At 65.6% G+C, this 11,889-nt stretch carries 10 protein-coding genes and 1 tRNA gene; 6 read left to right on the top strand and 5 right to left on the bottom strand.

Going from position 1 to position 11,889, the window contains the following annotated elements:
* The first annotated feature begins 121 nt into the window (after positions 1-121).
* Positions 122-976: a formyltetrahydrofolate deformylase gene (gene purU / locus GRI42_RS09740; RefSeq protein ID WP_160608308.1), complete on the top strand. Its 855-nt coding sequence runs from the start codon at positions 122-124 to the stop codon at positions 974-976.
* Here purU and GRI42_RS09735 read toward each other — a convergent pair.
* Complete coding sequence (locus tag GRI42_RS09735; protein ID WP_160608307.1) at positions 966-1,415, bottom strand: protein tyrosine phosphatase family protein; 450 nt, start codon at positions 1,413-1,415, stop codon at positions 966-968. The two genes, purU and GRI42_RS09735, sit on opposite strands and share 11 nt — an antisense overlap.
* A 1-nt stretch (position 1,416) precedes the next feature.
* On the bottom strand, positions 1,417-3,555 hold the full coding sequence (locus tag GRI42_RS09730) for a PQQ-dependent dehydrogenase, methanol/ethanol family (protein WP_160608306.1): 2,139 nt from the start codon (positions 3,553-3,555) through the stop codon (positions 1,417-1,419).
* Between the two features lie 170 nt (positions 3,556-3,725).
* Between GRI42_RS09730 and GRI42_RS09725 the strand changes: the two genes are divergently transcribed.
* On the top strand, positions 3,726-4,553 hold the full coding sequence (locus GRI42_RS09725) for a dienelactone hydrolase family protein (RefSeq protein ID WP_325065322.1): 828 nt from the start codon (positions 3,726-3,728) through the stop codon (positions 4,551-4,553).
* 15 nt (positions 4,554-4,568) lie between these two features.
* On the opposite strand, the gene GRI42_RS09720 is transcribed toward GRI42_RS09725, so the two are convergent.
* Positions 4,569-5,519, bottom strand: a complete 951-nt coding sequence (locus GRI42_RS09720; protein ID WP_160608304.1) for a complex I NDUFA9 subunit family protein — start codon at positions 5,517-5,519, stop codon at positions 4,569-4,571.
* A 181-nt stretch (positions 5,520-5,700) separates the two neighbouring features.
* Here GRI42_RS09720 and GRI42_RS09715 point away from each other — a divergent pair.
* From GRI42_RS09715 to GRI42_RS09705, 3 genes are all read left to right on the top strand, one after another.
* Positions 5,701-5,787, top strand: a tRNA-Leu gene (locus GRI42_RS09715).
* A gap of 153 nt (positions 5,788-5,940) precedes the next feature.
* Positions 5,941-6,966 carry an L-threonine 3-dehydrogenase gene (gene tdh / locus GRI42_RS09710; protein ID WP_160608303.1) on the top strand — a complete coding sequence of 342 codons (1,026 nt, stop codon included), beginning with the start codon at positions 5,941-5,943 and terminating at the stop codon, positions 6,964-6,966.
* 9 nt (positions 6,967-6,975) lie between these two features.
* Entirely contained in the window at positions 6,976-8,154 is a 1,179-nt protein-coding gene (locus GRI42_RS09705) for a glycine C-acetyltransferase (protein WP_160608302.1), read from the top strand.
* Here the strand turns inward: GRI42_RS09705 and GRI42_RS09700 are convergent.
* Both GRI42_RS09700 and GRI42_RS09695 read right to left on the bottom strand, forming a co-directional pair.
* Complete coding sequence (locus GRI42_RS09700; protein WP_160608301.1) at positions 8,151-9,431, bottom strand: acyl-CoA dehydrogenase family protein; 1,281 nt, start codon at positions 9,429-9,431, stop codon at positions 8,151-8,153. The two genes, GRI42_RS09705 and GRI42_RS09700, sit on opposite strands and share 4 nt — an antisense overlap.
* Positions 9,431-10,771, bottom strand: coding sequence for a phosphotransferase (locus GRI42_RS09695; RefSeq protein WP_160608300.1), 1,341 nt, complete (start codon positions 10,769-10,771; stop codon positions 9,431-9,433). Before GRI42_RS09695 ends, GRI42_RS09700 begins: the two co-directional genes overlap by 1 nt.
* Positions 10,772-10,851: 80 nt before the next feature.
* Here GRI42_RS09695 and moaA point away from each other — a divergent pair, with 80 nt between their 5' ends.
* Entirely contained in the window at positions 10,852-11,847 is a 996-nt protein-coding gene (gene moaA / locus GRI42_RS09690) for a GTP 3',8-cyclase MoaA (protein ID WP_234033926.1), read from the top strand.
* Positions 11,848-11,889 lie beyond the last annotated feature (42 nt).

Raw genomic sequence — 11,889 nt, 5'->3', positions numbered from 1 at the left:
GGTACTATCCCCGGGCCGCTTTTTCGTTTGCCCGGCAGGCTGCAGGGGCAAGAACCCCGCCTGTGCGTGCATAAAGCCAATAGCGCTTGCCTTGGCGCCGCCCGCGCCCGACCAAGGCGCCATGTCACAGCCCCTTGTCCTGACCCTGTCCTGCGCCGACCGTCCCGGCATCACCGCGCGCGTCGCCTCCTTCCTGTTCGAGCGGGGCGGCAACATCCTCGAAGCGCAGCAGTTCAACGACCGCCAGTCCGATGCCTTCTTCATGCGCGTGGAGTTCGATCCGGGACAAACCTCGCGGGAGAGCATCCGGGAAGACTTCACCCCGCTCGCCGACGAACTGGGCATGCAGTGGAAGCTCGCCCTGCGCGATCGACCGCGCCGCGTCCTCATCATGGTCAGCAAGTTCGACCACTGCCTTGCCGACCTGCTCTATCGCTGGCGCATCGGCGAACTGCCGATGGATCCGGTGGCGATCGTCTCGAACCATCCGCGCGAGGCGATCGAGCACACGCACCTCGGCGATATCCCGTTCCACCACTTGCCGATCACGCGCGACACCAAGGCCGAGCAAGAAGCGCAGGTGCGCGCGATTGCCGAACAGGCGGGTGCGGAACTGGTGGTGCTGGCGCGCTACATGCAAATCCTGTCTGACGAGCAGGCGGCGCATTTCGCAGGCCGCTGCATCAACATCCACCATTCCTTCCTGCCCGGCTTCAAGGGTGCCAAGCCCTATCACCAGGCCTACGAGCGCGGGGTGAAGATGATCGGGGCGAGCGCGCATTACGTGACCGCCGATCTCGACGAAGGGCCGATCATCCACCAGGCGGCCGAAACGATCAGCCATGCCGACAGCCCCGACGAACTGGTCCGCAAGGGCCGCGAGATAGAAAGCCGGGTACTGGCCGAAGCGGTACGCCTTCACCTCGAGGAGCGCGTGCTCCTCAACGGCAAGCGCACGGTGGTCTTCAGGGGCTGAGCAATTCCCGCCAGGGCCGTGACCGCGGCTCGTCGCTGGCCAGCGGATCCCATTGCCGTGCCATCAGCGCGCGAGCCTCTTTCTCATCCATGCCCTGTTCGCGGTGGAGCAGGTAGAAGAAGGCCGAGACGCGCCAGTTCATGATGCAATGGACGTGGACCGGCCCCTGTGCCGCCGCGAGCGCCTGCTTGAAGGCCTCGTAGTGGTCGGCCTCCGGACGGTCGAACGGTATCGGTATGTGCGTATACGCGATACCCTCGGCCGCCATCAGCGCCGCTTCCCCGGCAAGAGCTTCGGGATGATCGTCCAGCGCGAGGTTGATGACGTGGCGCACGCCGAGGGCGGCGAGGCGCGCGGGGTCATCCGGCCCGAGCCTGCCCGAGGTCGATATCCGCGCCGACAATCGCTGCCAGCCACGGATATCGACCGGGTCGGTCATGTCAGCGCCGCGCGACGCGGCCCTTGGCTACCTGCGCCTCCATCGCCTTGTCTTCGTTGGCTCGCTTGATGACGTACTGGCGGATGGCTTCCATCTGCTCCTTCGTCAGCGAGTCCCTGAAGCTCACCATGCCATTGTCCTTGAGCGCACCGTCATGGACGATCTGCAGCCAGACAGCCGCATTCTCCAGCGCGCCCGAGCGGCGAAGGTCGGGCAGGACGGTGGAGCCCACCGCACCCGGCGCATGGCAAACCGCGCAGTAACGGGCGTAGGACTTGCGCCCTTCCTCGATGACCGCAGCGCTCGCCTTGCTCGGCGGCGGGTCGAGCGGGGTCGCGGCGAACTCGCTCGCAGCAGGAAGCTGCGCGCTGCCGCCCAGCTTGAACACCAGCAGGCGGCTGACGTTGCGCACCGGCTTGTCCTTGGCGATGATCCCGCCGTCTGCGGTAATGGCGAGCGCGCCGCCCCAGCCTGCCAGCACGGCGACATATTGCTCGCCGCCCACCATGTAGGTCATCGGCGGGGCGACGACGCCGGTCTGCGCATCGAAGCTCCACAGCTTGTCGCCGCTTGCCGCGTCATAGGCGTTGAAGGTGCTTTCCTGCGTGCCCTGGAAGACGAGGCCGCCGCCGGTTGCCAGCAGCCCGCCGTTCCACGCGCCGGGATGTTCGACGGTCCAGCGCGGTTCCTGCTTCACCGGATCCCAGGCGACAAGCTTGCCCTTGATCGTGCTGCCCACCTCGCGGCGGAAGCCGAGATCGGGCGGCAGGTCACCTGCGCCGATGTCGAAGCCGACGTTGAAGCCGCGTTTCATGTCGGGTTTCCAGTTGGCTTCGGGTGCGTAGAGCATCGCGGCTTCGAAAGCGGGGATGTAGACGAGATTTTCGCCCGGGTGATAGGCCATCGGGTGCCAGTTGTGGCCGCCCAGCGGGCCGGGCATCACCAGCGCCGGCTTGCCCGTGCGGTCGATGCGCGTTTCCGGGTTCTCGATCGGGCGGCCGTTCGCATCGATGCCTGTCGCCCAGTTCAGCGGGATATAGGGCTTGCCGCTGATGAACTCGCCGGTTTCGCGGTCGAGGACGTAGAAGAAACCGTTCTTGGGCGCCTGCATCAGGACCTTGCGGTCCTTCCCGTCGATATTCATGTCGGCGAGGATAATGTGCTGCGTGGCGGTGTAGTCCCAGGTTTCTCCCGGGGTCGTCTGGTAATGCCAGACATATTCGCCCGTATCGGGACGGATCGCGACGATGCTGGACAGGTAGAGGTTGTCGCCTTCACCTTTTCCGTCTGCGCCGGGGCTGCGATAGGCGCGGTTCCATGGGCTACCGTTGCCGACGCCGAAATAGAGCAGGTCGAGCTCGGGGTCGTAGGCCATGGAATCCCACACGGTGCCGCCGCCGCCGATCTCGCCGGTGCCCTGCGTCCAGGTTTCTGCAGCTTTCTGCAAATATTCGGGCTGGTCTTCGCCTTCATCGCCCGGGACGGTGTAGAAGCGCCAAAGCTCCGACCCGTCGTCGGCATCATAGGCGGCGATGTAGCCGCGCACGCCGAATTCGGCGCCGCCATTGCCGATCAGGACCTTGCCGTCGATCACGCGCGGCGCGCCGGTGATCGAATAGGCCTTGGACTGGTCGACCGTGACCTTCTCCCACAGGACCTTGCCGGTTTCGCGGTCGAGCGCCACGAGCCTGCCGTCGAGCGTGCCGAGGAACAACTTGTCGCCCCAGGCAGCAAGGCCGCGGTTCACCACGTCGCAGCAAACCTTGACGCCGGTTTCGCCGGGCACCTGCGGATCGTAGCTCCACAGCGGCTCGCCGGTGGCGGCGTCGAAGGCGAAGACCTTGCTCCAGGCGGTGGTGACGTAAAGCTTGCCGTCCATTACCAGCGGTGTCGCTTCCTGTCCGCGCGCGGTGTCCATGTCGGCATACCAGGCAAGGCCGAGGTTCGCGACCGTGTCGCGGTTCACCGCGTCGAGCGGGGAGTATCGCTGTTCGGAATAGGTGCGCCCGTGGGTAATCCAGTTGGCGCTGTCATCGCCCGCATTGATGAGGCGCATTTCATCGATGCCGCCCTCGCTCTCGCCCGAGTTGCATCCGACGAGCAGCAGCGCGGCCAGGGCCGCGATTCCGTGTTTCAGCATTTTTCTCTCCCCGAGGCGGGACTCGTGCCCGCTTTCTCCGGAAGCAATCCTGCATTGCATCCGCCCCCTTGTCCATAATCGAAGCTTCGCTAGGGTGCGCCGCGGACGGGCAATGGGAGAATGCACGCATGTGCGATGAGAACCAGCTGGCCCGGTGGGCCCGCCAATCCTTGAACCGCCGCACCTTCGGGGCAGGCGCCCTTGCTACCGCCGCAGCAGCCTGCACGTCGATGGATGGCGCCGCGGAAAGCGCCGCCGATGCTCCGACTCTGGTGGAAAGCACGGTCAGTTTCCGCACGCCCGACGGGGTGATGGACGGCTTCTTCGTCCATCCCGGCGAAGGCAGCCACCCCGGCGTGATCTTCTGGCCGGATGTCGCGGGGCTGAGGGAATCGAAGCGGCAGATGGCCCGCCGGCTCGCAGGCGAGGGTTATGCCGTGCTCGTCATCAATCCCTATTACCGCGATGTCGAAGGTCAGCAATATGCCGACTTCGCCAGCTTTGCCGCAGACAACGGCTTCCAGAAAGTGCGCCCGTGGCGCCAGCGGCTCGATTCGGCGGCGGTCGGGTCCGATGCAAAGGCGGCAGCCTCATGGCTCTTCGGGCAGGCTGCGGTCGACAGCAGCCGCGGCATCGGCACCGAAGGCTATTGCATGGGCGGCCCCTTCACCGTGTGGAGCGTTGCAGCCGACCAGCGCATCCGCGCAGCCGCCAGCTTCCACGGCGGCGGCCTTGTCCGCGATGCCGATACCAGCCCGCACAAGATGCTGCGCGGCGATGCGCATTACCTCATCGCGATCGCGCAGGACGACGATGCGGAGGCGCCCACGCATAAGGACACGTTGCGCATGGCGATGCGCGAGGCGGGTGCCACCGCCAAGGTCGACGTCTATACCGGGGACCACGGCTGGTGCGTGCCCGACAGCCCGGCCTATGCGCCCGAGGCCGCCGAACGCGCCTATGCCGACAAGCTCGCCCTCTACCGGGCGGCGCTCTGACGGGTAACCGCTACCTCAGGCGCTGAGCCGTTCGGCGAAGCGGCCGTGCTTGCGGTAGCGGGTCATCCACTTGTCGAGGAACAGGCCAACCGGCTTGGGCTCGATACCGAACTTGTCGAAGCCCGGATGCTCGCCCGAGACGGTGTTGCCCTGCGCCAGCAGGTTCCACTGGTCGCGGCTCATCGGCGTGCCGGGCAGGGCGGCGAAGGTGGCCGACAGCGCGTCGGGCATGGGCAGGAACGTGCGCTTGCGGCGCTGTGCCTCGGCAATGCGCTCGTTGATTTCGAGCATGGTCACTTCCTCGGGGCCGCCGAGTTCGAAAGTCTTGCCGCCGAACTGCGCGGGATCTTCGAGCGAGCGGGCGACCGCCTCGGCAACATCGTCGACATAGACGAGCTGCAGTTTCTTGTCGGGCCCGAACACCGGCAGGACCGGCAGGGTCGAGATCAGGCCGGCAAACATGTTGAGGAAATTGTCGTCCTTTCCGAACAGGATCGAGGGCCGCAGGATGGTCGCTTCGGGGAACGCCTCGAGCACGCGCTTTTCGCCCAGGCACTTGGCCGAGGCGTATTCATTGCTCGTGTCCTCGTCCGGCTCGGCAGCGATGGCGCTGACGTGGACGAAAGACATGGCACCGGCCTCTTTCGCGGCCTCTGCCATCCAGCCCGGCGCTTCGCCCATGAGGCTGCGCAGATTGCCCTCGAACGAGCCGACGAGGTTCACCACTGCATCCGCGCCTTCGATGCACCGTTCCACGCTGGCGCGGTCGGTCGCGTCGCAGCGGGCGAACTGCATCTGGCCGAGATTGGCGAGCGGCTTCAGCTTGAACGCCTTTTCCGGATTGCGGCTGGCGATCCGCAGGCGCGCACCGCGTTCGAGCAGGGCCTGCGCCACGTAATTGCCGATGAATCCGCTGCCGCCCATGAGCACCACGAGCTTCCCGTTCAACGCGCTGTCTTTCGCCATCGAAATCGCCTGTCTTTCCTGGTCTGGAACTGTCGCTGCGCCCCTAGCCGTAACCCTAGCGCTCCTGCAAGCGTTCCTGCCTTTCGCCGCGACGCGATTGCAGTTGACAAGAATCGCCCCCCTTCGCTAGTGGCGCGCTCCTACCCGCGGACCGGCGCAGATGACCGGCCCCGCAAAGTGTGCCCAGATGGCGGAATTGGTAGACGCACCGTCTTCAGGTGGCGGCGCTCGCAAGGGCGTGGAGGTTCGAGTCCTCTTCTGGGCACCACTACTTTTCGAAAAATTCAAGAAGTGCGGACGGAATGTTCGTTTCCAATCCGGGGTCGGGTTGGGTTTGCGTTGCACCGCGCAGCAGGCCTAGAGGGCTCGCAGCTGGTCGCGAGCGATTCTGCGCCGCGGCTGTGCCAGGAGAGAGAATTCGATGAAGTCACTGGTCAAGGCCAAGGCCGCACCCGGCCTGTGGATGCAGGACAGCCCCAAGCCCGAAATGGGCATCAACGACGTCCTCATCAAAGTGCGACGCACCGCCATTTGCGGCACCGACATGCATATCTGGAAATGGGACGAATGGGCGCAGAAGACCATTCCGGTGCCCATGATCGTCGGCCATGAATTCGTCGGCGAGATCGTCGACGTGGGCGACAATGCCGGTGACTTCCAGGTCGGCCAGATCGTGTCGGGTGAAGGGCATGTGGTGTGCGGCCGCTGCCGCAACTGCATGGCGGGGCGCCGCCACATGTGCGCCCATGCGCAGGGTATCGGCGTCAATCGCCCTGGTGCCTTTGCCGAATATCTCTCGCTCCCGGCGGCCAATGTCTGGGTCCACGATCCCAAGATCGACCTCGACGTCGCCTCGCTGTTCGATCCCTATGGCAATGCGGTCCACACCGCATTGCAGTTCGACGTGCTGGGCGAGGACGTGCTTGTCGTCGGTGCCGGCCCGATCGGCATCATGGCCGCAGCGGTCTGCCGCCATGCCGGCGCGCGCCACGTGGTCGTGACCGACCTCAACGACGAGCGCCTGGCCCTTGCCAAGCGCATGGGCGCGACGCGCACCGTCAACGTGACCCGCGAGAAGCTGGAAGACGTGCAGGCCGAACTCGGCATGACCGAAGGCTTCGACGTGGGGCTCGAAATGTCGGGCAGCGAGCCGGGCTTTGCCTCCATGGTCGACAACATGGCGCATGGCGGCAAGATCGCCATCCTCGGCCTGCCCGCCGGCGACGTGCGGATCGACTGGCACAAGGTCATCTTCAACATGCTGACGCTGAAGGGCGTCTACGGCCGCGAGATTTTCGAGACCTGGTACAAGATGCAGGTCTTCGTGCAGAGCGGGCTCGACCTCTCGCCCATCATCACCCACCGCCTGCCGGCGGACGATTTCGAGCAGGGCTTCGAGGCGATGCTTTCGGGCGACGCCTGCAAGGTCGTGCTGAACTGGGAATAGGAACGCGACATGTACGGTGAATTCCAGGCCCATCTGCAGGCCGAACTCGATTCCATCGAAGCGCAGAACCTGACCAAGAACGAGCGGTTCATCGCCTCGCAGCAGTCGGCGCGGGTGGAAGTGAACGGGCGCGAGCTGATCAACCTGTGCGCCAACAACTACCTCGGCCTCGCCAACAATCCCGAGATCATGGCGGCCGCGCGCGAAGGCCTCGACGAGCGCGGCTTCGGCATGGCCTCGGTGCGGTTCATCTGCGGCACGCAGGACATCCACAAGCAGCTGGAAGCGGAACTCTCCGACTTCCTCGGGATGGAGGACACGATCCTCTACCCCTCCTGCTTCGATGCCAATGGCGGCTTGTTCGAAACCCTGCTCGGCCCCGAAGACGCAGTCATTTCGGACGAGCTCAATCACGCCAGCATCATCGATGGCATCCGCCTGTCGAAGGCCATGCGCTATCGTTACAAGAACAACGATATGGCCGACCTCGAAGTGCAGCTGAAGGCTGCCGACGAGGCCGGTGCGCGCTTCAAGCTGATCACCACCGACGGCGTGTTCTCGATGGACGGGCACATCGCCCAGCTCGACAGGATCTGCGACCTGGCGGAAAAATACGGCGCGCTGGTCCACTTCGACGATTGCCACGCCACCGGCTTCCTCGGCGAAACCGGCCGCGGCACGCATGAATACCGCGGTTGCATCGACCGGGTGGACATCACCACCGGCACGCTCGGCAAGGCGCTGGGCGGGGCGAGCGGCGGCTACACTTCCGCGAAGAAGGAAATCGTCGCGTTGCTGCGCCAGCGCTCGCGCCCCTACCTGTTCTCGAACACCGTGGCCCCGCCGGTCGTTGCCGGCAGCCTCAAGGCGATGGAACTGGTGCGCGAAGGTGCGGCGCTCGAACGGCTGCGGCGCAATACGGCCCGCTTCCGCGAAGGGCTTGAAAAGCTCGGCTTCGACCTCATCCCGGGCGAACACCCGATCATCCCGATCATGTTCTACGATGCCGAGATCGCGCAGCGTTTCGCACAGGAAGCCATGGTCGAGGGCGTTTACGTGACCGCCTTCTCCTACCCCGTGGTGCCCAAGGGCAAGGCGCGCATCCGCACGCAGATGTCCTCTGCGCTGAGCGAAGCCGACGTCGACGAGACGCTGGCCGCCTTCGCGCGGGTCAAGGAACGGCTCTAGCCCTTACGCCGCGGCCCGAGATAGCCGAACAGGTAGGCGGCGACCTTCCGCATCTGGATCTCCTCCGCGCCTTCCGTGATGCGGTAGCGGCGGTGGTGGCGATAGATGTGCTCGAAGGGTTTGTGCCGTGAATAGCCGATCCCGCCGTGCACCTGCATGGCGCGGTCGGCAGCCTGGCACACGAGACGGTTCGCCCAGTAATTGCACATGGACACCTTGTCGGAAATGGTCCGCTCGATCTCCTCGTGGGGCATGTTGTCCATCTCCCACGCGGTCTTGTAGATCAGCAGGCGGAGCATTTCGCACTGGGTCGCCAGTTCGACCAGCGGGAACTGGATCGCCTGGTTGCGCGCCAGTTCCTCGCCGAAGGGCTTGCGCTCGCGGGCGTATTTCACGCTCTCCTCGACGCAATACTGCGCCGCGCCGAGCGAGGAGGCGGCCTGCCGGATGCGGTTCTGGTGGACGAAACTCTGCGCCAGCGCGAGGCCGCGGCCTTCCTGTCCCAGGATTGCGCTGTCGGGCACCCAGACGTTGTTCAATGACAGGCGCGGGTGGTCGGTGGGCATGTTGAAGGTCCACAGCCACTCCTCGATCTCCAGCCCCTCGGTCGGGTTGGGCACGAGGAAGCAGGTGATGCCGCGGGCCGAGCCGTCTTCGCCGTCGGTGCGGGCGAAGAGCGCGCAGTGGGTGGCGACGTGCATGCCGGTGATCCACATCTTCTCGCCATCGATGCGCCAGCCTTCGACCCCGTCACGCGTTTCGCGGACCGCGCGGGTTTCCATGTGGGTGGCGTCGGAGCCGTGATGCGGCTCGGTCAGGCCGAAGGCGACGCGGCGCGTGCCCTCGAAACCGCCGAGGATGAATTCCTGTTTCTGTTCCTCGGTCCCGAAAGTCTCGAACATGGCGACGAAGGGGAAATTGCCAACGATCGAATGTTCGTTCTGGAGGTCATTGTGCAGGCCGAGCCCGCGCTGGGCGAAGCGGTCGCGGATGACTGCCATCCACAGGTTCGACCCGTCCTTGCCGCCGTATTTCTTCGGCGCGGAAAAGCGCCAGTGCCCGGCCTTGTCGGCAACCTTTCGCGCTTCGCGCAGCAGGTCTTCCCATTCGTGGCGCGGCAGGCCGCCTTCCTCGAAATCGGTCCGCGCCCATTCGCGGCGGTGGTCGAAGAAGCGGATGTTGTCGTCCTTCGCGACCAGCGGCTCGATCTCGGCCTCGATGAAGGCGACGAGTTCGGCGTAATAGTCCTCGAGGTCCTGCGGGATCGTGAAGTCCATCAATCTGCTCCGGTCCAGAGTTTGCGGGCAACCGCCAGCGCGGGATATTTGGGCACGTCAGCGGTGAGCTTGGCAAGCGCGGCGCTTCTCAGTTCGGCCAGCAGCCCCGGCGAGGACAAATCGACCTCGCCGTCCAGCAAGGCGCCGGAAAGTGCCGGGTCGTCGATCCTGATGCGGGATGCCTGGCTGCGCGCGATCATGCCCAATGCATTGCGGGCTACGGCCAGCTGGAACCGGTCATGCCCTTCCATCCGGTCCTTGATCGTGCCGAGCCATTCGGAGATCGCTGTGGCGATTTCGCCGTCGCTCGCCTCGCCGGTTTCCTCTGCCAATTCGGGCAGTGCGATCGGGCGGGCGCGTTCTTCCTCCGGCGCGTCCTGTTCGAGCAGCAGGAGCAGGTCGACCTCCTGCTCGCTGGTCCGGCGCGAGATGACGGTGCGTTCGAGCATCCGGTCCTCGCCACTGCGCCAGTAGGAGGCCATGCGCAGGCAGCCGATGGCCCACCAGACGGTGCGGTAGATCGTCCAGAAGCGGTACCGGGCACGGTCCACCTGCCGCCCGCCGCTTGCCTCGTAGGCATCGAGGTAATGCTCCATGCTGCCGAGGCCGAGGCCAGGGCGGTCGTATCGGGCAAAGCGCCAGACCGCCATGCAGCCGAAGGCGAGATCCTCGTGCCAGTCGCCGAGGTGGGCGAGCTCCCAGTCGAGCACGCCGGTCAGCCTGCCATCCTTGGCCAGCAGATTGCCGAGCCGGAAATCACCGTGATTGAGCACGGGCTCGACCGGATCGGGGCAATTGTCCTCCAGCCAGCGCAGGCCCAGCGCGATCACCGGGCGGTCCGCGCCCGCTTCGTCGAACTGGTCGCGCAGGCGGGCGATCGCCTCGCGGTAATCCATCACCGGCACATCGGCAGGCAGGTCCCGAGCGCCGAGCGAATGGATCCGGGCAAGCTGCGAAGCGCATTCGGCCAGCAGCGCGTCCTGCCCTTCCATCGCCTGGATGGCGCGCGGGTCGGGCGTTCCGGGAAGCGCGTGCATGACGAAGCCGCTGCCGATGCCGTCGGCCTCTTCCAGCACGCAAACCACTTCGGGTGCGGTAACCCCGGCACCGCGGGCAGCCTCGATCACGGCCGCTTCGGTCGCATGGCCGAAGGGGCGATCCTTCATGAACTCGAGGCTGGGCGCACGGCGCAGGACGAAATCCTCGCCTCCGGCCGAGAAGCGCCAGCTTTCCATCGTCGCGCCGCCTGTAAGGCGTTCTGGTGTGCCGGGGCGGGGAAGCCCGGCGCGAGCGATCGCGCGGGCCAGCCCATTGGCCAGCTCTATCGAAGAATCTCCCATCGCCCCGACTTGTGCATCAAGGCGGGGTCCCTCTCAAGTCCCGCCTCGACTTCCCGCGAACTGGGCTTATCGTTGCCGGCATGAGCGCAGCCTTCTCCATGGTCGACAGCTTCGGCCGCCGGATCGATTACGTCCGGCTGTCGGTCACGGACCGCTGCAACCTTCGTTGCACCTATTGTATGGCCGAAGAGATGGAGTTTCTCCCGCGCCGCGACCTGCTGACGCTGGAAGAAATCTCGCAGCTTGCCGCGCATCTCGTCGCGCGCGGCGTGAAACGCATCAGGCTGACCGGCGGCGAACCGCTGGTCCGCAAGGGGTTCACGGACCTCGCACGGATGCTGGGGCGCTTGCTCGACAGCGGCCTCAAGGAACTGACGCTGACGACCAACGGGACGCGCCTGCCCGCGATGGCGCAGGAATTGCGCGCCGCCGGGATCGCCCGCGCAAACGTCAGCCTCGACACGCTCGATCCCGATGCCTTCGCGCGCATCACCCGCGGCGGCGACGTTGCGAAAGTGGTCGCAGGCATCGATGCCGCCCTTGCTGCGGGAATGGCGGTGAAGGTCAACATGGTCACCCTGCGCGGTGTCAACGATGGCGAGATCGTCACCATGGCACGGTGGTGCGGTGCGCGCGGCTGCGACCTCTCGCTGATCGAGACGATGCCGCTGGGCCATGTCGAGGGAGAGCGCAGCGACACTTACCTGCCGCTCTCCGAAGCGCGCGAGCTGCTGGAGAGAGAGCTGACGCTGACCCCTTCGTTCCACCGGACGGGCGGCCCCTCGCGCTATGTCGATGTGGCCGAAACCGGCCGGAAAATCGGGTTCATCACTCCGCTGAGCGACAATTTCTGCGCGGGGTGCAATCGCATCCGCATCGCGGCCACCGGGACTGTCTACGGTTGCCTCGGCCATGACCAGAAGGTCGAATTGCGCGATATCATGCGGTCGTCGGGTGCAGGCGCGCTCGACGATGCGCTCGACCTCTTGCTGCTTGGAAAGCCGCAGCGTCACCAGTTCGATATCGCCCGTCCCGAACCTGCCACGCACAGGCACATGAGCGTCACCGGCGGCTGACCGCATCGAAAAGCGTTGCAATTGCGAACCGTTTCGCCTTGT

It is taken from the genome of Qipengyuania gaetbuli, assembly GCF_009827315.1.
Lineage (GTDB): Bacteria > Pseudomonadota > Alphaproteobacteria > Sphingomonadales > Sphingomonadaceae > Qipengyuania > Qipengyuania gaetbuli.
This window is presented reverse-complemented; position numbering and strand designations above follow the sequence as displayed.